Here is a 20,161-nt window from a genome sequence, read left to right on the forward strand (position 1 = left end):
TCGGTTCAGGTCACTGCGACGATCCACCGTCCGAGCGCGAACGCCACGATGACGGCCCCTTCCGGACGAGTCAACTCGGCGTCTGTCCAGGCGAGCACCACGACGACGGCCACCGTGAGCGCCAGCAATCCCACGCCGACGGGGGCCTGGCTGCTGACCTCCAGCGGCGCCAGCACGGCGGCACCACCGAGTCCGAGCGTGACGTTCGTGAGATCACTCCCCAGGAGGCTTCCGGCGGAGACGTCCTGCTGGTCGCGTCTCGTCGCGATGACCGCCGTCGCCAGTTCCGGCGTGGAGGTGCCGACGGCGACCACGGTGTTCCCGATTGCCCACTCCGACAGGCCGACCAGTCGCGCGAGGTCCGCTGCACTCGTCACGAGAAAGTGGGCACTCGCCACCACGACGACCAGCCCGCCGACGAGTTGCAACACCGAGACCACGCCCTCCCAGTGGTCGGTCGGATCGCTCGGTAGCGGCACTGTCTCAGGTCGCTCGCGCGTTCGGTTCGCGTCGGACCGAACCAGCAGGCCCACGTACCCGATCCACACGGCGACCAGAGCGAGCCCTTCGATCCGACCGAGTTGCAGGTCCAGGACGAACGCCGTCGTCACAGCACCGACGGCCAGCAGCACCAGCCCATCGCGACTCACGACTCGGTGCGGGACCGTCACTGGGCCCAGGAGCGCGATCCCGCCGAGGATGAGCCCGAGGTTGAACACGTTCGACCCGACGACGTTCCCCATGGCGATCGACGCCTGTCCCTCGACCGCAGCGTCGAGCGTCACGACGAGTTCCGGTGCGGAGGTTCCGACGGCGACGATAGTCAATCCGATGACGAGTTCCGAGAGCCCGAGGCGTTCGCTCACCGCGACTGCACCAGCGACGAGTCGTCCGGCACCGACGTACAGCCCGCCGATGGTCAGACAGACGACGACCAGGTCGATCGCGATCGCGGTGCCGGCGCTCATGCGTAGATGGTGGCGTGCCCTGGTCAAAAAGGACTCCCAGTCGTCGTCACTCAGACGTGCGAGCGCACTTGCCGGACGATCTCGTCGACGTCGAACTCGTCTTCGTGCTTGTCGAAGATCGTCTCTCCGTCGACGCTGACGGTGAAGACGCCGTCGGTGCCAGTGCGGAGCGTCACGGCATCCAGTTGCTCACCGTACGTCGTCAGGAGCGCGTGCTGGACGTCTGCTGCCCGATTCAAGAACCCGCAGGGGACGCAGTATTCGATTTCGACGGTCGGCATAATCGGCCATAGCGGGGCCAGCAGTTTCAACCCTTCTTACCGGCCGAACGGCCGCCAGTACAGCAGGCCGACGGTCGCGACGAACACGACGGTCGAGAGTCCGTAGGACTGTGTGTACACCGCGCTGGCGATCGCCGTGCCGCTGCCGAAAACCCCGGTGATGATCGTCGCAAGCACCGGCCAGGTGCAACTGACACACGAGAGCAGTCCGAGAAGCCCGGTCACGGCCGAGCCGGCCGCATCGAGCACGGTCGCGTACACCAGGTACGCGAGTGCCGCGTAGCCGATCGCCTTGTACGGGAGAATCGTGATGGTGAAGTGGGAACTACTGTAGAACACTGCCGGCCCCCAGCCCGGTGGGAGCCCCATCTGTACCGAGAACCCAGTGGGGCTCGGAATGGGGCCGGCGATGAGCCCACCGACGTACGCCAGCACCCCGAAGTAGCCGACAGCGAGTGCCAGCCCGATGCGACGGTGCCGTGTACTGGTCGGCGTCGGTCGCGTGCGAACGATCGCCCAGATGCCCACGTTGATCCAGACGAACGGATACAGCCAGTACCTGACGGCGGTCAAACCCGTCAGTTGGCTCTCCGAAACCGTCGCGTACAGGAAGAGGAGGAGGATCTCGAAGTTGACGACGATCGCTCCCCAGACGATGGTCTCCGTCTCCGGTCGCAGTCGAGTCGCCCACTCCGAGAGGCCTGTCGAGTTCGTGTTCATATGGCGAGTGCGTCGACGACGACCGCCAGGAGTACTGCGCCGAGATAGGCGTTCGAGGCGTGGAATGCCCGGAACGCGGCTGATTCGGTCTGCTCCCAGTGGAGTTTGATGACCGTCCACAGGAACACCGCTCCCAGTGTGGTCGTCGCCGTGGCGAAGAGCCACCCGAGGTCCGTGAGCGATGCCAGAACCGTTGCCGACAGGAGCGTCGCCGACAGCCACAGGAGGATGTGTTTCCGCGTGGTCGCCTCACCGCGGACGACTGGCATCATCGGGAAGCCGCCCTTCTCGTAGTCGTCCTTGTAGGCGAGCGCGAGGTTGTAGAAGTGGGCGGGCGTCCACACGAAGATGAGTCCGGCCAGCGCCAGTCCGGGCAGGCCGATCCTGCCGGTGACGGCCGCCGAGCCGATGAGCGCCGGGAGCGCTCCGGCTGCGCCACCGATGACGGTGTTCTGCACCGTGTTGGGTTTGAGCACCAGCGTGTAGATGACGCTGTAAAACAGGATTGCGGCCAGTCCGAGCGCGGCTGCGAGGGGATTGATCTGGAGGAACACACCGACCGAGGCCACGGCGAGCGCCAGGCCGAAGGTCACCGCGTTCCGCACTGGAATCTGGTGCGTCGCGATCGGACGGTCGCTCGTCCGGTCCATCCGCTTGTCCTTCTCGCGTTCGAGGACGTGGTTGAACGTTCCGCTGGCTCCGATCGCCAGCACACCACCGCCGAGGGTGAGCACGACGGTTCGCACGGTCAGCGCCGGTCCCGCTGCGAGGGCCATGCCAGCGGACGCCACGAGACAGAGGAGCCACATCAGCCGCGGTTTCATCAACCGGAAATACGCGTTCGCGATGTACTTTGCACGCGTGAGCGGGCCGACGCCGGCCAGTTGCTCGGACGCCCCGGATTCGTCGGCAGCGACTGGCTCGTCGTCGTGCGTGAGCTCTGCGGTCGTGGTCGCCGAGCGCGGTGCGCGCTCCGGCTCAAGGTGCCACGCCAGCGCGAGGGTCAGGCCCGCGAAGATTCCCATTCCCGTGACGAGATGCGCCATGGGAAGCGGTGCTGACGCGCCGGTGAGCGCCACGTACGCGCCGATGGCGATCTGGACGGGATAGAGGGCGAGCGTCGCTGCGAGCGTCGCCTTCACTCTCGTCGCGATACCGTCCCGGCGGAGGGCTGCGACGACGGTGCCGACGGCGAGCAGCCCGACGACCACCGTGACCATGCGGTGGACCCAGGCGACCAACAGCGTCGGCGTCGAAAGCGTTGGCGTCTGGTGACAGAGTGGCCAGCTAGAACAGGCGTTCGCGGCGTCGGCAAGTGCAGCCGTCGCACCGAGGACGACCAGGAGATACACTCCCATAGCCGTCCCTGCCAGCAGCGTACTGAACCGGAAGCGTGGGATGCGCTGGAACACGGCTGATTCTCTCACTACTGAACCCTTTGAGCGGGCCCACTTATGCCCCCCGCTTTTTGTGTGCTAACTCTGGTAAACGGACGGAGAAACCACGTGCAGGGGGTTCTGGTCAGTGGAAGACAGCAGCTATTTATGCCCGAATTCCCAACCCCCGGATAATGGTAAACCGCAAGCGCGTCGGGCTGATGTCGCTTTTCGGTGTAACCCTGTTTTTGGCTGCGGTCCAACCGGCCGTGGCGCAGGGAACGGAATCGACAGTCACAGAGGGTCTCATCTGGGGCCTCAACAGCAACCTGCTGTACGTGGCTGTCCCAATCACCGTGTTGGTCGAGGGCATCCTGATCTACACGGTCTGGAAGTACCGGAACGCGGACGAAGCGAAGCCGACTCAGGAGAACCGCCGACTCGAAATCACCTGGACCATCGCCACGGCGATCATTCTACTGTTCGTCGGTGTCGCGTCCTACCAGGTCCTCGGGAACCCCTACGTCTCGGCCACGTCCGACCAGCAGGTCGAGTCGCCGGGCAACATGGAAGAAATCGAGGTGTACGGTCAGAAGTACATCTGGAACTTCGAGTACCGCGTCGACGCCGAGGGCGTCAGTGGCTCGGGCCTCACGCTCGAGAACGTCTCCCTCGACGGGGCGACCGTGACGAACGTCACTGGTGACGGTATCCGCGTCGAAAACGCGCAGATATCCGGGAGCAGTATCGAGAGCGGCACGCTGGTCAACGGGACCGTCACGGGCGCGGAGAACACCACCGGTGACGACGTCTCCTTCGACGGAGTGACCGTCGAGTCCGCCGCGATTTCGGATGCGACGATCCGCAACGGAACGGCGTCGTCCTCCGGGACGATGATGATGCCGACGAACCGCGACGTCGAGATCAACATCACGTCGCGTGACTGGCTCCACTCCTTCCACGTCCCCGGACTGGGCCTCAAACAGGACGCCTTCCCCGGTGAGTGGAATACGATCAAGACCCGAGCGACCGAGACTGGACAACACCAGCTCTACTGTGCAGAGTACTGTGGCTCCGGCCACTCACAGATGCTCGGGAACGTCACCGTCGTCTCTCAGGACGAGTACCAGCGCTTCCTCGTGGAGTCCTGGCTCGAAGCACAGAGCTAATCCGAACCGTTCTCGCCGTTTTTTCGCCACGACGCTCGTGGCTCCCGCTTCAGTTTCCGACTGTCAGTCGCAACTCGCGAGTCCGAGAGAACTGTCGTCGATCTCACCGGCCAGGTACTGCTCGCCGAGTTCCGTCGTTCGATAGACTACTTCTTCGCTGACCTGTTCGACGAGTCCGTGCTCGACGAGGACTTCCGTCCGTCGCTCCACGTAGCCGAGGTGCATCCCCAGCCTGTTTGCGACGAGCGCCAGGTAGTCCGGACGTTCCTCTTTGAGGTGCCTGAGAATGTCTTCGTCGGCAGCCCGCATCCAGTTCGGTTGCGCCATGGTTCTCCGTTCCCAGACCATGGGGCTTGGTCACACATAACACTATCGGGCTGTCGTACGCGAAAAACTACAGCCGCAGTGTCAGCAGACGTTCGCCGTGGCGTACACGTCACCGGACTCGGTGATCTCGACGCCGACGCCGACCGCGTTCGCGTTCTCGTAGAGGAGACGAGGACGCAGGAACTGGTTCTCGAACCATCGATCCACAACTGCCGAGGCAACGGCCGTGTTGTTCTCGTGGTAGTAGTACTGGTTGTTGTGCTCGTACGTTCGCCCTGCTTTGGCGTACGCGATCGTTTCGAGTTTGTTTCCGTCGGCGTCGATGTTGTGTCCGCCGCCGTTAGAGAGGAAGATGCACGTGCTGTACAGATCGTTCTGGCGATACCGCTGGAGACTGGACTGGCCCTCGATGGTGTGACTCAACTTCCGCTCTTCGGCCATCTGTTTGCTGTGGTTGCGGGACATCGTCGTCACCTCGGAGGACAGTTTGCCAGTAACCTCCAACTCGTCGAGCCCGCGAGACTCTCGTTCCTCGTTGATGAGCCGGCCGATCTCCGTCTCGATCGCGTCATCCTCGAACTCCCTGACGCTCACGGTCGTCTCCTGGTCGCCAGCTGGTCCGCCGTTCTGGGACGAACCGTTCGGTGACGACCCGGGCCCCGCCGTTGGAACTGGTGTGCCTGTTCCACCGTCAGGAATCGGCGTCGCTCCGCCGCCACCGCCACCGTTGTTCGTTTGCGTGCCGGCCGTTCCGCCGAGTTGCATCCCGATGAGGATTCCGACTCCCATCGAGACGAGAACGATCACCCCGAGGACCGAGAGTGCCGCTTTGTTTACCATACTAAGTGGATATATGCTAGCTAGTAAATCAATGTTGGGTGGTGATCACGAGTCTCGCGTCGCTCGACGACACTGTTCCAGACGCACCGTAAGACGGTATTAACGTCTGGTTTAGGTACTATTTTCCGAATAATTCGCACTTATGACCGTTCTTCTGCCCAGATTCTCCTATCGAGATGTTCGTTTAGCTTACGTCGTTGCTGCACAGAGCAACCCAGTTAACGACTACATACACTAACCTTGGCTATCGGCTGGCAGGTTACTGCCCCTAAAGTCCCAGTAATCTGTCTGTTTCTGTGGCCCCGGTAGCGAGGGTCCACGCTGTCCCGTCTTTTGTTGCACAGCTGTCGTTTTCACGTGTCGTCGAGCCATCCCGAAAACCCAAACCGCTGCCGCTGCATCCACCGCCATGGTTCGCAGAAGCGTCCTGTTCTCGCCCGGCGATCAGCCAGCACTCATGCGAAAAGCACCCGGGTCGGGTGCAGACGTCGTCGTCTTCGATCTCGAAGACGCGGTCGCACCCGAGCGGAAGTCAGAGGCGAGATCGGCTGTCAACGACGTGCTCACGGACGAGTCCTTCGACCCCGAGTGTGAGGTCTGTGTTCGCGTGACGCCGCCAGACGTCGCTGCCGCCGCGGACCTCGAAGCCGTACTCGACGGATCGCCGCGCATTGACAGCGTCATGCTTCCGAAGGTGACGGACGCCGCCGACGTGGCAGCGGTCACTGCGTTGCTCGACAACCACGATGTCTCGCTCGACGTGATTCCGCTGGTCGAGTCAGCTGCTGGAGTGCTGCACGCCGAGGAGATCGCGGCGACGGACGGCACCGCTGCCATCGCTTTCGGCGCAGAGGACCTCGCTGCCGACGTCGGTGCCACCCGTACCGAGGAGGGTACTGAGGTGCTCTACGCACGGGAACACGTCGTCTTGGCTGCGAGCGCAGCCGACGTCGACGCGATCGACACGATCCACGCCGACATCCAAGACGCTGCTGGCCTCCGCGAGCAGACGGAGTTTGCCATCGAACTCGGGTACGACGGGAAGATGGCGATCCACCCGTCGCAGGTCGACGTCATCAACGACGCATTCACCCCCTCGACTGACAGGATCGAATGGGCCGAACGGGTCCTCGCCGCGAAGGCCGACGCAGAGGCTGAGGGCCGAGGCGTGTTCAGTGTCGACGGCGAGATGATCGATGCACCGCTGATCGCGCAGGCCGAACGCGTCCTCGAACGGGCACGCGCTGCCGACGATCGGTGAGTTGCCACTCGAATATATATTGTATTAATACATTTGTATGGTATTGACAACATCACGTTTAATACCGCAGTCGGCAATTGATTGGCCATGGCTGAGGACGTGAACCCGTTCGAGAGCCTCCAGGAGCAGATCGACGATGCTGCTGTCTACGTCGACGTGAAGCCCGACGTTCTCGAACGGCTGAAACAGCCGGAACGGGTGCTCGAGACGAACCTGTCCGTCGAGATGGACGACGGATCGATCGAGGTATTCAAAGCGTTTCGCTCGCAGTTCAACGGGGATCGCGGCCCGTACAAGGGCGGCATTCGATATCATCCGAACGTCTCTCGGGACGAGGTGAAGGCGCTCTCTGGGTGGATGGTGTACAAGTGTGCCACCGTGGACATTCCGTACGGCGGTGGAAAAGGCGGGATCGTCGTCGATCCTCGCAACTATTCAGTGAACGAACTCGAACGGATCACGCGCGCGTACGCGACCGAACTTCGTCCGATAATCGGTCCTGACAAAGACATTCCCGCGCCGGACGTCAACACCGGCCAGCGGGAGATGAACTGGATCAAGGGCACCTACGAGACGCTGGAGAACACGACGGCACCCGGGACAGTCACCGGGAAGGCGCCGACCAGCGGCGGGAGTGCCGGTCGCGTCGAGGCGACGGGCCGCTCGGTCATGCTGACTGCCCGCGAAGCGTTCGCGTATCTCGGGAAGGACATCGAGTCTGCGACCGTCGCAGTCCAGGGGTTCGGAAACGCGGGCTCGGTCGCTGCACGACTCGTCGACGAAGAACTGAACGCGAACGTCGTCGCCGTCTCTGATTCGAGCGGTGCGATCTACAACCCGGAGGGGCTCGACGTCGCCGACGCGAAAGCCCACAAGAACGCGACCGGACAGCTCAAAGGCTACGAGGGCGCCACAACGGAATTCACGAACAGGGACCTGCTCACCGAGGACGTGGATTTGCTGATTCCGGCGGCCCTGGAAAACGCGATCGATGCGGCCATCGCCGAGGACGTCGAGGCCGACATCATCGTCGAGGCTGCGAACGGGCCGTTGACGCCCGACGCCGACGAAATCCTCGCCGACCGCGACGTCGCTGTGTTCCCCGACATCCTCGCGAACGCCGGCGGCGTCACGGTGTCGTACTTCGAGTGGGTCCAGAACCGACAGCGCTTCTCCTGGACCGAACACCGAGTCAACGAGGAGTTAGAGCGGATCATCTGCGACGCGTTCGACACCCTCACGGAGACCTACGAGGCGACTGACGCACCGAACTATCGGACTGCCGCGTACGTGGTCGCTATCGAACGCGTGGCCCGTGCCGCCAAAGATGCAGGGCAGTTCCCGTAACTGTCAGGCTGGAAACGCCGGTTTTCCCGTGAGTGCCTGATTCGCTGCCCCTACCGCACGTGTTTTGCCGACTCCGTTCCTAAACGCAGCCATGGCTGTCTACCAGCGGGAGGTTCGCGTCGCCGCGCCGTTCGAGGACGTGTGGGAGTTTCACTCGCGGGTCACTGGACTGGAGGCGCTCACGCCCGACTGGATGAATCTCGACGTCGAATCTGTAACGGGGCCGGACGGCGAGTCCGATCCGGGAATCCTCGAAGCCGGGTCGCGGATCCAGTCGTCGATCCGGCCGCTCGGGATCGGGCCGCGACAGAACTGGACGTCCGTCATCGTCGATCGCGAGGAAGGTGACGGCGCTGCGATGTTCCGCGACGAGATGGAAGGCGGCCCTTTCCGGGAGTGGGAGCACACCCACTCGTTTTTCGCCGACGGCGACGGGACTCTCGTCCGCGACCGCATCGAGTACGAACTCCCGCTCGGAGGACTCGGCCGCCGGCTCGGGCCGCTCGCGACCGTCGGCCTGGGACCGATGTTCTGCTACCGCCATCGGCGGACGAAGGAACTACTGGAGTGACGACAGGCAAGTCGCCGGACACGTCCTGACCTTTTTCGCTCCGTTCGTGGAAGCGTAAGCCATGACAGACGTTGCCGTGGTCGGCGGGGGACCAGCGGGGCTCAGCGCGGCCCTGTTCACTGCCAAGAACGAACTGGATACCGTCGTCTTCGACACCGACGAGACGTGGATGCACAAGGCGCACCTGTTCAACTATCTCGGCATCGAGAGCATGGACGGGTCGGCGTTCATGGAACACGTCCGCGAGCAAGTCGACGAGTTCGGGGTCGATCTGCGGCAGGGTGAAGCGGTGACGAGCGTCACCGACGCCGGAGACGGCTTCGAGATAGAGACGGCCGACGGCGAATACCAGGCGAGGTACGTGGTGCTCGCGACCGGCACCGACCTGGATCTCGCCGAGCAGTTGGGCTGTGACATCGCTGCGAACGAAACCATCGACGTGGACCTTTCAATGGAAACGAGTGTCCCCGGCACGTACGCGACGGGCGCGATGGTACGAGACCAGGAGTGGCAGGCAATCATCTCGGCTGGGGACGGCGGCGCGGCCGCACTCGACATCCTGAGTACCGAGAAAGGCGAGCACTTCCACGACTTCGACACGCCAGCCGACGCCGAGTGACCCGACGAAGGACTGGAAGCTTCCGTGTCGGATACATGAACGCCTAAGACCGCTCCGGTCCTCGCCGGACGTATGCGACTCGACGATTACTGGGGTGTCGGGCCGAAGACTCGGGAGCGCCTCACCGAGTCGATCGGCGAACCGGCAGCGATCGAGGCCATCGAATCCGCCGATAGCCGCGCGCTGATGGCCGCTGGCCTGAGCCGCGGACGGGCGACGCGGATTCTCCGACGGGCACAGGGCGGCGAAGGCATGGACGTCCTCGCCACGCGGGACACCCGCGACGTGTACAAGGACATCCTCGATTTGGCCAGCGAGCACGCCGTCACGCGCCACGCCGAAGATCGCATCCGCGTGCTCACGCCACTGCGCGACCGTGAGACGATGGAGTCCCGCCTGGACACTGTGCTTGACGCCGTCGACGCCTGGGATGCACTCGACGCGGCGTCACGGGCCGCGGTCGTCGAGGCGTTCGAGACGCACGACAGCATCGACGGGGGCGAGCGGTCCGCCGTCGAAACCGCACTCGAACTCGTCGATGCCGAGGTTTCGGGTGGCGTGTTCGAACAGCTCGACCCGCTGGACGCCGACGCGCTCGCCGACGCGGCCGATGCGCTCGCGGCACTCGGTGACGGCACCGTCGGCGCAGGGGTCGACGACCGACTCGACGACCTCCGCGACCAGCAGACCGCCGTCGAGGAACTCTCGGCGAACCAGGCTGACGTGCTCGAAACGGTACAGGAGGGCGTCCGCGGCACCGACGAGTTCCGCGAGGAGTTCGTCCGACACGTCACCGACGAGACCGGCATCTCGCTGACCGCAGTCAGAGAAGCGATGCCGTCGGACGCGACCGACGCGGCCGGGTTCGTCAGCGAGACGCTGCGGTCGCTGGCCGACGACCGACGACGGGCCGTCAGCGAGCGTGCAGACGAAGTGGCAGCAGATCTCGAGGGCGCCATCGAGACCGCCAGAGAGGACATCGACGCGGCGGTCACGGCGGTCGACGACATCGCCTTCTACGTCTCGCTGGCCCGGTTTGCGCTCGAATTCGACCTCACGCGCCCGACGTTTGTCGAGGACCGAGAGACGATCGCGGTGGCCGACGCCAGAAACCTCGAGCTGGTCGGCGTCGGCGACCAGTCAGTCCAGCCGATCACCTACGCCGTTGGTGAGCACGATCTCGACGTCTCGACTGCGGACGCGCCGCCCCGTGGCGACCAGGTGACCGTCCTGACTGGAGCGAACAGCGGTGGGAAGACCACGTTGCTCGAAACGCTCTGTCAGGTCCAACTCCTCGCTCAGATGGGACTGCCCGTTCCCGCCCGCGCGGCCGAGGTGAGCGTCGTCGACGTCGTCGTTTTCCATCGGCGACACGCCAGTTTCAACGCCGGCGTCCTCGAATCGACGCTGCGGACCGTCGTCCCGCCGCTCACGGACGACGCCAGGACGTTGATGCTCGTCGACGAGTTCGAAGCGATCACGGAACCGGGGAGCGCGGCCGACCTCCTGCACGGTCTCGTCACGCTGACGGTCGAACGCGGCGCGATGGGCGTGTTCGTCACCCACCTCGCCGACGACCTTCAGCCGCTCCCCGACGAGGCTCGCACGGACGGCATCTTCGCCGAAGGTCTCACGCCTGATCTCGACCTGGCCGTTGACTATCAGCCCCGCTTCGGCACCGTCGGCAAGTCCACGCCGGAGTTCATCGTCTCCCGGCTCGTCGCCGACGCCGGGGACAGACAGGAACGCGCTGGCTTCGAGACGCTCGCGCAGGCCGTCGGCGAAGAAGCCGTGCAGCGAACCCTGGCCGACACCCGCTGGACGAACTGACGAAGGAGAAACGTCACGTCGCTTCTCTCACGCCAACGACACACCGTGTTTCCGGTGAATGTCCGAGTAACTACCGTCTGCACAGACGTACTGGCAGTTTCATTTCAGAAGTATACGTTCCGAAGAATCGTCGGGCAGGCTTACGTGTCACTCGCCAGGTCGATGTCGTCCAGCGCGAGCGCGACTGACGAGGGGCCGTTTGGAGCCGGGTCGTCGAGTTCCAGTGCGACGACCATGTCGCCTTTCTTCGGCGTGTAGGTCACTGCGGTAATGGTACCACGACGTTGTTCACCGTCGATCGTCGCTGTTGCTCGGCGACCCTCGAGATTGCTCGTCAGATCGTCCGTCATAGGTGACCGTCGCCGCTCTGTAACCGTGTGTGTTGCGGAGAGACACCGTGTCCCTCCGCAGCGTAAATCCGTCGCTCGCCTGTTCCTGAAACAATGGTTACTCGTAGTAAGTGGCGGCGCTCTCCACACGTCAGTTTCCTTCGAGTCGTACTATGTGTCACACGGTAACGTTAAACATCCTCGATTTGATGCCTTCGAAGGAACTCGATTGTTGCACAACCGGACCCCGGACGTTCCGGTGGATTCGGCGGGCGCCCCTCGTAACGACGGCCGTCGAGAATCGAGAGTCGGGTCAGGACAGTCCGCGGCCCTGTGGCGTGTCGTTCGCGTCCGGCGAAGACGCCGTGCCGGGAAGTTCCGAGACGCAGTTCTGGCAGTACTGGAACCCCGGTTCGTTCGCACTCCCGCAGTCCGGGCAGACCACGGCGCGCTCCTCGTCCGATGTGGCCGTCTTCCCGCCAGGAGTAGCTGGCCGACCGTCGGTCGTGAAACCCAATACCTCGGACCGTCGATACAACACCCAGAAGACGAGCAACTGGGCGAGCGCGAGTCCGACGACTGCGCCCTGCATCCAGAGGTCCGGACCCATACAAGAGGACGCTAGCTATTTCGAACACTAAACCGTTGTGCTGTCTTGTTCGCGCCTGTCGCGAGTCGGCGTCCCGCGACGTCTCTGATCAATGTCCGTTGCCCTATACTGACTTCTCCCCGTGATTATCACGATATAATACATCTATAACTTATGGAAATGTACGACAGCGGTTCAATCAGTGTTTGAAATGCCTTCACGGGAAGGCATGAGAGAAAAATTTTAGTGCTGTCATCGCAAAGGTATTAGTGAGGAGGTGGAAGAACACTATGTCCAGAAGTGACAACACTGCGCAGCGAGGTACTGCAGACGGACGACGAGTCCTGTTTCCATCGTTGTCACGGTACGACCTCCTGCTCGCGTTCATGCCGACGGTATTCCTGATCAGTCTCGTCGTGGGGAACCTGCTTTCCATCGGCTTCCGAACCGCGTTGTCGGTCGCAGGCATCGCGGGAATCGCCGCGCTGATCGACGCGCTGTTCCTCAACCCCCCGAAGACGGGAACTGGTCGCGCGTAACGACTGTTCTCAGCAGTCGCGTTGTCCCCTGTTCGTGCCGTGTTCGTCAGTTCGTGGTTTCGACAGCTTCGGCTTCGCCTTCCGTCACGCGGACGCCCTTCGAAGAGAGGTGACGCATCCGTCGCTGTGCGAAGTCCTCTTCGTTGCTCCCGCGCGTCGCGAGGACGAACACCAGCGATCGGCCTTCCGGGCGCATCGTCCGCCCGGCTCGCTGGGCGCCCTGGCGTCGCGATCCGCCGAGTCCCGAGGCGACGATGGCCAGTTCCGCGTCCGGGAGATCGATCCCCTCGTCACCGACCCGCGAGACGATGAGCGTGTCGCGCATCCCCTGTCTGAACTCTTCCAGGAGACGTTCGCGTTTGCTGTGGGGCATCTCGCCGTTGACGAACGGAACGTCGAGCGCCGCCGAGAACGCCCGCCCCTGATCGAGGTAGTCGGCGAACACGAGCGCTTTCTTGTTCGCGTGCCGGGAGAGGAGGTGTCGGGTCTCATCGATTTTCGCCGGGTTCGTGGCGGCGAGCTGTCGCCGCTCGTGGCCGTCACTGCTGACGTACTCGTTGCGGACGTCGTCGCTCGCCCAGGGAACGTACCGGATTTCCACCTCCGGCTCGGCGACGAAGCCGGCGTCGAACAGTGCGTCCCAGTCCGTCCCGATCGGCGGCCCGATGAGCGTGTAGATGTCTTCTTCCTTGTCGTCTTCGCGGACCGGCGTCGAAGAGAGTCCGAGGCGGTGTTTGGTCTGGAGGTTCGCACTCCGGCGATACACCGCCGAAGGGATGTGATGCACCTCGTCGTAGATCACGAGCCCCCACTCTCGGCTGTCGAACAGCTGTCGGTGACGGTCCATCCCGGCCGTCTGGTACGTGGCGATCGTGATCGGCCGCACCTGCTTGGTACCGCCGTGATACTCGCCGATCTGGGCCGGTGTCAGCGTCGTCCGGGCGAGAATCTCCTCGCGCCACTGGCCCGCCAGCTCGCGGCTCGGAACGAGGACGAGCGTCTCGCCGCCCACCCGCGCGAGAATCCCCAGCGCCGCGACGGTCTTTCCTGCGCCCGGCGGGCCGACGAGGACGCCGGACTTGGTCTCCATGAACTGGCTCACCCACGCGTGCTGGTAGTCGCGGAGGTCGAGCGTGAGGTCCAGATCGAGGTCCTCGCCCGTTTCCAAGTCGCGCTCGTCCTGGACCGGATAGCCGGCTTCGTAGAGGATGCGCTTGACCTCGGCGACGGCCTCTTCGGCGACCCAGCTCTCGCTGTCCGAGATGGGGGCGCGTAACTGTTCGTCGTCGAGTTTCTCGCGGGCGACGTTCCCCATCAGGTTCTCCGTCGCGGCTTCGAGGACGACGTAGCCGTCCTCGTGTGTCCGCAGCGTGAACTGATGGGCGCGCTTCCACTGGTCTTCGATCCACTCTTCGAGCGCCGGCGACCGCTCGGGCAGCACGTCCCGGATCGTCCCGAGCAGGTCCTCGAAGGTGTCGTACGGCGCGCCCCAGACGTCCTCGCGACGGACTTCGTAGAGATAGCCGCCGCGGTGGGTGGTGTCGACGAGGTGCGCGAACTGTGAGAGTTGCGCTCGCGTGAACTGCGTCGGATGGTCGACGACGATCTGTCGGCGGCCGGGAAAGAGGATGACCCGCTCGCGGTCGGTCAGCCGCGACCAGTCGGTCGGATACCAGACGACCGGATCGGTCGACACGTCGAGTTTCTGGACGAGGTCCTCTCCAGCAAGCGCGTCGAGTGCCTCGGTCGCCGCCGACTGACTGCAGTCGAGCGCCTGTGCCACGCGGCTCGCCGTCACGACGGGTCGCCCGATGTCCTGGATGACGTCGGTGAACCCGTCGCTGTCGAGAGTCGTTGCTTCGTCCGTTTCGGAGGGCTGCTCGTCGGCTGCTGTCGAACCGGCGTCCTCACCCGCGTTCGCTTCGGCTGGCTCCTCGTTGTCGGTCACTGCCAGTCCGTAGTGGGGCGAGCATCAAACGGTTTGCGCCACGAAACTGCCCCGGATGGCGTGCCCGAGGGCGGTCACGGGGAGTCGGTCCACCAGTCGTCGCGTCGGTCGCGAGCGTCGGCACTCCGGAGCGGGTCCGGCAGGTTGTCTTCGTCGATGCCGAGTACCTGTCCGAACCAGTACCCGGTGTGCCAGCCCACGGTTTCGGTGTCGACGGCTGCCACCGTGACGGTGACGTTCGCGTAGTACTCGATGGCCTGGTCGCCGTCCGGATCGAAGCCGTACTGTTGGACAGTACTGCCGCCCGTCCCCCCGTCCGGAAGCCGCTCCCGGAACTGCACGACGACGTTGGCGTCGCTCCGGTTGTCGGCCCACGAGACAGAGACGTTCGACGGCACGGCCGGGTCCTCGTCTTTGATCCGGTCGAAGTAGTCGATGACGTGCCCGACCTGGTCACGAACGGCCTCGCGGTCGCGTTGGCTGTCCTCGGTGGCGACGTGGAACCTGAACTCGGTGGTCTGCCAGGGATAGCCGCGCTCGCTCGCGTTGGGCTGGGCGGTCAGATAGGCCGTGTTCTTCGGTTGCATGTACGCCTGGGGCTCCTCCCCGTGGCGGATGCCGAGGACGTGACCGAACTCGTGGATCATGACGTCCTCGGTGCTCTGGTGGTTGTAACCCGCTTCGATCGTGACCGTCGTCGGCGGATCGGCTCGCGTGCCCTCCGTGAGCAGCGGCGCACAGCCGAGGACCTGCTCGCTCTGTTCGACCCCGCAGGTCTCGACGGACTCCCTGATCTTCACGCGGACGTCCGCGTCGTCGGCGTCGTCGACGAGGACGTACTCGACGGTGTAGTCGCCGAACTCCGCGTGAGCGTTCCAGTAGTCGAGCGCTCCCGAGAGGGCGGAGCGGTAGTCGATCTCATCGTGTCCGCCCGCCACCAGCGCGACGGTGACGGTGTCTTTCCCCCAGGGATTGTCTGCGGGTTCGACGTTCAGCTCGGGAGTCGGCGTCGCAGCCGACTGCGCCGATTCGGCGGTCGGGGTCGGGGTCGTCTGGTCACTGGTTGCGGTCGCAGCGGACGCAGTCGTCGAGGGGTCGAGGGGCGTCGAGTCGGTCGTCTCGACCGGGTGAGTCGTCTCGACGTTCGGGGTTTCAGTCTGGGTTCCGGGTATCGCGGAACAACCAGCGAGCAAAAGCAACGAAACGAGAACGAGAGCCCGCTTCATCGAGTCACCGGTACGACGGCAAGTGGCAAAAGGGTTCGTTTGGGGCTGCTGACGTGACGGGCAGTTGAAACCGCCCGCCCGCTCACTGAATGTACGACGGGCCCTCGGCTTCGCAGTTCCCCTCGTGTTTGCGCGCGTCGCTCTGGTCGTCGAACATGAGCCCACACTCCTCACACTTGTACCAGATCGTTTCGTCGCGCTGAGTCTGGACCACCATACGTTATCATGTAACGGCCGGCATCAAATGCGTTTCTGCGGGGAACCCTCAAGACGGTGGACCGACAACCCCAGGGCATGAGCCGCGAACACGGCGACGGCGTCGCCCTCACTGTGAAGGGTGCGGACAAACGCGATGCCGGTCGCGGTGTCGCACGACTGCCGGAGGCCGCACGGAACCGACTCGGCATCCTCAGCGGCGATCCCGTCATCGTCCAGGGGAGTCGCGAGACGGTCGTGAAGATGTGGCCGATGGCCGACGGCGACAGCGACGTCGTCAAGATCGACGCGGACACGCGCGCGAACGCCGGCGTCAACATCGGCGACACCGTCACGGTCTCCACGACCACCGTCGCCGATGCGTCACTCGTCTCCGTTCGCCCGACCTCGCAACTGCCGGACGGCGACGACGTCGAATCGACCGTCAAATCGGGCTTGCTCGACCGCCCGATTCGGGAGGGAGAGCGAGTCCACGTGGACGGTCTCGGCGTCGTGGTCGTCTCGTTGACCGACCCCGACGGACCGGTGAGAGTGACCGAGGAGACCGACTTGACCGTCCACGACGGGATCGACCTCGATCTGGGAGCGGGACAGCAGTCCCCTCCGGCGCAGTCCGCTGACAGCGAGGGCGGCGAGTCGCGGGACGCCACGGACCTGGGCGTCACGTACGAGGACATCGGCGGTCTCGACGACGAACTCGAGCAGGTCCGGGAGATGATCGAACTCCCGCTGTCGGACCCCGACCTGTTCCGGCGACTGGGCATCGATCCGCCGAAGGGCGTGTTGCTGTACGGACCACCTGGAACGGGAAAGACGCTTATCGCTCGTGCCGTGGCCAACGAGGTCGACGCTCACTTCCAGACGATTTCGGGACCGGAGATCGTCTCGAAGTACAAGGGCGAGAGCGAGGAGAAACTCCGCGAAGCGTTCCAGGAGGCCGAGGCGAACGCGCCGTCGATCCTCTTCGTAGACGAGATCGACTCCATCGCGGGCACCCGCGACGAGGACGCCGACATGGAGAACCGCGTCGTCGCCCAGTTGCTGACGCTTCTGGACGGCCTCGAAGAGCGCGGCCGCGTCATCGTCATCGGGGCGACCAACCGCGTCGACGCCATCGACCCCGCGCTGCGTCGCGGCGGCCGCTTCGACCGCGAGATCGAAATCGGCGTGCCGGGCGAACACGGGCGGCGGGAAATTCTCGACGTGCACACGCGCGGGATGCCGCTCGACGACGACGTCGATCTGGACTGGCTCGCCGGACGGACCCACGGGTTCGTCGGGGCGGACGTCGGCTCGCTGGTGACCGAAGCGGCGATGGTCGCGCTTCGCCGGACGCGCGAGGAACCGGTCGTCGCCCGCGCGGACTTCGAGACGGCGCTGGCGGCAGTCGATCCCTCGGCGATGCGCGAGTACGTCGCCGAGACGCCCGACGTCGGATTCGACGACGTAGGTGGCTTGACAGAAGCCAAGACGCGCCTCGAAGAGGCCGTCGAGTGGCCGCTCAGCTACCGGGCGCTGTTCGAGGCGACCCACACCGATCCCCCGTCCGGCGTCCTGCTCCACGGGCCGCCGGGCACGGGCAAAACGTTGCTGGCCCGGGCTCTCGCCGGCGAGAGCGACGTCAACTTCATCCACGTGGCCGGGCCGGAACTGCTCGACAAGTACGTCGGTGAGAGCGAGAAGGCCGTGCGCGAAGTGTTCGAGCGCGCCCGGCAGGCCGCCCCGTCGATCGTCTTCTTCGACGAGATCGACGCCATCGCCGGCCGTCGCGGCGAGGGGAACGAGGCGACCGAACGGGTCGTCTCCCAACTGCTGACGGAACTGGACGGGCTGGCCGAGAACCCGAACCTCGTCGTGCTGGCGGCCACGAACCGGCGCGACTCGCTCGACCCCGCGCTGCTTCGACCCGGCAGACTCGAAGCTCACATCGAGGTACCGAACCCCGACGAGGGGGCGCGCCGAGCGATTCTGGGCGTCCACACGCGCGAGAAGCCCCTCGGTGACGCCGTCGATCTCGACGACCTCGCCGCGGAGACGGCGGGACGCTCCGGTGCGGACCTCGAAGCGCTCGTCCGCGAGGCGTCGATGCTCGCCATCCGCGAGTTCGCCGCCGAACACGGTCCCGACGTCGCAACCGATCGAGCCGACGAAGTCGTCATCCGCCGCGAGCACTTCGATGCCGCACTCGAACGAACGGACTCGACGTAACGGTCGGCTCCTCACTCACAGTCCTCTCGTGAGCGCTCGAAACTGCCGTTTGGTAACTATTGGCATTGTTTTCGGACTATTTCAACAGGAACATTTATTATAGATTGGTCTGTACGTCGAGGTAGACACATGATGCCGATCGTACGCGTACGCTGCCTCCTTCTTCACTAGACGCGTCTCGGTATCGCCTTCAAATCGCTGTCCGCTGTCACCATCCCAAACCCATGAGCACACAACACTCGACGACGTCCGCGCCTCGCCAGACACTGCCGTCCCAGACCGAAACGGAGACCGCACCGATGATGTTCTCGACTGAGAACGAAGTCCAGATCGAGGGCCTGTTCACCGCCAAGAGCGACAAGTACCACGTCTAAAACGGCGTTCCGTCGGGCCGATTGTCGTTGCTTTCTCGTGACCTCTCGGTAGACCAGACAGCAGTGTGGATTTATTCCCGTCGCTGTGGATGCGGGACCAATGCGACGCCGACTCGGTGTCCTCGCGACGCTTTTCCTCGTAGTGGTCGCTGGGTGTAACGCACCGGTGGACAGCGAGAGCGACCCGACCGCAGTCCACGGGACTGAATCGAGGGCGCTGGATGGTAGCGCTCCGACCGCGGTGACGACGGTGCCCGCGACGCAGGAACCGCGCCGTGCCGCGGGGAACGGCACGCAGACTGCGATCACGCCGACACCGCGGCCTGCCGACGTGGCGGTCTCCGGCGACCTGCCGGTGGACGCCGGGAAGACCTTCGGCCGGGTTCGACAACTCCTCGACGCGCGGGCGGACCCACCGGCGGTCAAGGTGTATTCGGCCACGTCGACGGGGGGAACGTTCGGTGACGTCCAGAACGACGACTTCGAGGCCGTGCTCGGTATCGGTCCGCCACAACCCGTCGAAGACAGCGAGCTCCAGACCAGTGGCATGACGTTCCCGACCGGACGGGTCTTTCTCGCCCCACGAGCGGGACGGGCGCCCGCGATCGAGCGAACGCTCGCCCACGAGTTCACCCACAGTATCCAGTTCGCACAGGGCGACCGAGCGGCGATCAGGGCCGGCCTGGCTGACGACCGACTGTCGACTTCCGACGGCACGCTCACCGCGCGAAGCCTGCTCGAAGGCGCTGCAGTCTACACCGCCAGCGAGTACGTCAGGCGGTATCAGCCTCGCTACCCGACCGAGCGGACGCAGATCAGTCGACTCTACGCGAACGCCACCGGCGGGACGAGGCTCTACTGGGCGGCGTACCACCACGGCGCCGACTACGTCAGCTCGCGGGTCGATGCGCCGGCCGACCTCGGGCGCGTGTATCGAACGCCGCCGTCGACGACGGAGCAACTCCTCCACGGAACCAGGGACTCCCCAGTTCCGCTGGGAGTGTCCGTCCCGGACGGCGACTCCCGGTGGACCGTCAGTCAGCGAGACAGTCGCGGAGAACTGTTCGTGCGGGTCGTTCTCGGGACGGAGGTGCCGAGAGCGCGTGCAGCGGCCGCTGCCGCTGGCTGGGGAAACGACCGGGTCCTTACCTTTCGCGGCGGCAGCGAGCCGTCGTTCGCCTGGATCACCAGGTGGGACGATGCCGCCAACGCGACCGAGTTCGCGACCGTGGCGTCTCAGTTCCTCGACGAACGCACCGCACCCGCCTCCCGAAGTGCAACGACGAATCGGGTCACCTTCCGAATGGAACGGCTCGACGATCGGACCGTGGTGCTGCTGGCAGGCTCGGATCGGTTCGTGTCCGAGACGAGCGTCCAGACCGAGCCGTCCAGCGTCGTCGTGCGACCGCCTCGCCGGCGCTAG

21 protein-coding genes are annotated in these 20,161 nt (G+C 64.6%); 10 read left to right on the top strand and 11 right to left on the bottom strand.

The genetic code is table 11. The features are described 5' to 3' along the window. Positions 1-5 precede the first annotated feature (5 nt). Genes ACFR9U_RS11230 through cyoE form a run of 4 tightly spaced genes read right to left on the bottom strand, consistent with a single transcriptional unit; the run spans position 6 to position 3,327 of the window. The gene (locus ACFR9U_RS11230; protein WP_247373038.1) at positions 6-968 is read right to left on the bottom strand and encodes a calcium/sodium antiporter; all 963 of its coding nucleotides are present in this window, start codon (positions 966-968) and stop codon (positions 6-8) included. Positions 969-1,018: 50 nt separating this feature from the next. Further along, positions 1,019-1,249, bottom strand: coding sequence for an Rdx family protein (locus ACFR9U_RS11235; RefSeq protein ID WP_247373024.1), 231 nt, complete (start codon positions 1,247-1,249; stop codon positions 1,019-1,021). A 36-nt stretch (positions 1,250-1,285) separates the two neighbouring features. Then, positions 1,286-1,969: a DUF7546 family protein gene (locus tag ACFR9U_RS11240; protein ID WP_247373022.1), complete on the bottom strand. Its 684-nt coding sequence runs from the start codon at positions 1,967-1,969 to the stop codon at positions 1,286-1,288. Next, on the bottom strand, positions 1,966-3,327 hold the full coding sequence (cyoE, locus tag ACFR9U_RS11245) for a heme o synthase (protein WP_247376108.1): 1,362 nt from the start codon (positions 3,325-3,327) through the stop codon (positions 1,966-1,968). The genes ACFR9U_RS11240 and cyoE overlap by 4 nt, the downstream gene beginning before the upstream one ends. Before the next feature lie 212 nt (positions 3,328-3,539). Here cyoE and coxB point away from each other — a divergent pair, with 212 nt between their 5' ends. Further along, entirely contained in the window at positions 3,540-4,514 is a 975-nt protein-coding gene (gene coxB, locus ACFR9U_RS11250) for a cytochrome c oxidase subunit II (protein ID WP_247373019.1), read from the top strand. A gap of 63 nt (positions 4,515-4,577) precedes the next feature. Here the strand turns inward: coxB and ACFR9U_RS11255 are convergent, their stop codons facing one another. Further along, positions 4,578-4,841 (bottom strand): helix-turn-helix domain-containing protein, encoded by a 264-nt coding sequence (locus ACFR9U_RS11255; RefSeq protein WP_247373007.1) that lies wholly within the window; start codon positions 4,839-4,841, stop codon positions 4,578-4,580. 81 nt (positions 4,842-4,922) lie between these two features. After that, the gene (locus tag ACFR9U_RS11260; RefSeq protein WP_247373005.1) at positions 4,923-5,681 is read right to left on the bottom strand and encodes a CAP domain-containing protein; all 759 of its coding nucleotides are present in this window, start codon (positions 5,679-5,681) and stop codon (positions 4,923-4,925) included. A gap of 409 nt (positions 5,682-6,090) precedes the next feature. Here ACFR9U_RS11260 and ACFR9U_RS11265 point away from each other — a divergent pair, with 409 nt between their 5' ends. The 5 genes from ACFR9U_RS11265 (at position 6,091) to ACFR9U_RS11285 (ending at position 11,309) form a co-directional block, all read left to right on the top strand. After that, complete coding sequence (locus tag ACFR9U_RS11265; RefSeq protein ID WP_247373002.1) at positions 6,091-6,942, top strand: HpcH/HpaI aldolase/citrate lyase family protein; 852 nt, start codon at positions 6,091-6,093, stop codon at positions 6,940-6,942. 87 nt (positions 6,943-7,029) lie between these two features. Beyond that, positions 7,030-8,289, top strand: coding sequence for a Glu/Leu/Phe/Val family dehydrogenase (locus tag ACFR9U_RS11270; protein ID WP_247372990.1), 1,260 nt, complete (start codon positions 7,030-7,032; stop codon positions 8,287-8,289). A 91-nt stretch (positions 8,290-8,380) separates the two neighbouring features. Further along, entirely contained in the window at positions 8,381-8,860 is a 480-nt protein-coding gene (locus ACFR9U_RS11275; protein WP_247372988.1) for an SRPBCC family protein, read from the top strand. Between the two features lie 61 nt (positions 8,861-8,921). Further along, the gene (locus ACFR9U_RS11280; RefSeq protein ID WP_247372976.1) at positions 8,922-9,479 is read left to right on the top strand and encodes an NAD(P)/FAD-dependent oxidoreductase; all 558 of its coding nucleotides are present in this window, start codon (positions 8,922-8,924) and stop codon (positions 9,477-9,479) included. A gap of 72 nt (positions 9,480-9,551) precedes the next feature. After that, on the top strand, positions 9,552-11,309 hold the full coding sequence (locus ACFR9U_RS11285) for a MutS-related protein (RefSeq protein ID WP_247372960.1): 1,758 nt from the start codon (positions 9,552-9,554) through the stop codon (positions 11,307-11,309). A gap of 140 nt (positions 11,310-11,449) precedes the next feature. Here the strand turns inward: ACFR9U_RS11285 and ACFR9U_RS11290 are convergent, their stop codons facing one another. After that, positions 11,450-11,659, bottom strand: coding sequence for a hypothetical protein (locus tag ACFR9U_RS11290; RefSeq protein WP_247372956.1), 210 nt, complete (start codon positions 11,657-11,659; stop codon positions 11,450-11,452). Positions 11,660-11,951: 292 nt separating this feature from the next. Beyond that, complete coding sequence (locus ACFR9U_RS11295) at positions 11,952-12,248, bottom strand: zinc ribbon domain-containing protein (protein ID WP_247372953.1); 297 nt, start codon at positions 12,246-12,248, stop codon at positions 11,952-11,954. Between the two features lie 269 nt (positions 12,249-12,517). On the opposite strand from ACFR9U_RS11295, the gene ACFR9U_RS11300 reads away from it, so the two are divergent. Next, positions 12,518-12,766, top strand: a complete 249-nt coding sequence (locus ACFR9U_RS11300) for a DUF8015 family protein (protein WP_247372950.1) — start codon at positions 12,518-12,520, stop codon at positions 12,764-12,766. A gap of 46 nt (positions 12,767-12,812) precedes the next feature. Here ACFR9U_RS11300 and ACFR9U_RS11305 read toward each other — a convergent pair whose 3' ends face one another. The 3 genes from ACFR9U_RS11305 to ACFR9U_RS11315 all read right to left on the bottom strand — a co-directional run bounded on the left by ACFR9U_RS11305 (position 12,813) and on the right by ACFR9U_RS11315 (position 16,157). Continuing rightward, on the bottom strand, positions 12,813-14,714 hold the full coding sequence (locus ACFR9U_RS11305) for a DEAD/DEAH box helicase (protein ID WP_345893336.1): 1,902 nt from the start codon (positions 14,712-14,714) through the stop codon (positions 12,813-12,815). A gap of 74 nt (positions 14,715-14,788) precedes the next feature. Then, the gene (locus tag ACFR9U_RS11310; protein ID WP_247372947.1) at positions 14,789-15,940 is read right to left on the bottom strand and encodes a matrixin family metalloprotease; all 1,152 of its coding nucleotides are present in this window, start codon (positions 15,938-15,940) and stop codon (positions 14,789-14,791) included. 82 nt (positions 15,941-16,022) lie between these two features. Then, positions 16,023-16,157, bottom strand: coding sequence for a DUF7128 family protein (locus tag ACFR9U_RS11315; protein ID WP_282593987.1), 135 nt, complete (start codon positions 16,155-16,157; stop codon positions 16,023-16,025). A 77-nt stretch (positions 16,158-16,234) separates the two neighbouring features. Between ACFR9U_RS11315 and ACFR9U_RS11320 the strand changes: the two genes are divergently transcribed. The 3 genes from ACFR9U_RS11320 to ACFR9U_RS11330 all read left to right on the top strand — a co-directional run bounded on the left by ACFR9U_RS11320 (position 16,235) and on the right by ACFR9U_RS11330 (position 20,161). Further along, positions 16,235-18,364 (top strand): CDC48 family AAA ATPase, encoded by a 2,130-nt coding sequence (locus ACFR9U_RS11320; protein ID WP_247372926.1) that lies wholly within the window; start codon positions 16,235-16,237, stop codon positions 18,362-18,364. A gap of 224 nt (positions 18,365-18,588) precedes the next feature. Continuing rightward, positions 18,589-18,738, top strand: a complete 150-nt coding sequence (locus ACFR9U_RS11325; protein ID WP_247372924.1) for a hypothetical protein — start codon at positions 18,589-18,591, stop codon at positions 18,736-18,738. A 100-nt stretch (positions 18,739-18,838) separates the two neighbouring features. Beyond that, entirely contained in the window at positions 18,839-20,161 is a 1,323-nt protein-coding gene (locus tag ACFR9U_RS11330) for a hypothetical protein (protein WP_247372921.1), read from the top strand.

This window comes from Halorientalis brevis (genome assembly GCF_042678165.1).
In the GTDB taxonomy this organism is placed as follows: Archaea; Halobacteriota; Halobacteria; order Halobacteriales; family Haloarculaceae; genus Halorientalis; species Halorientalis brevis.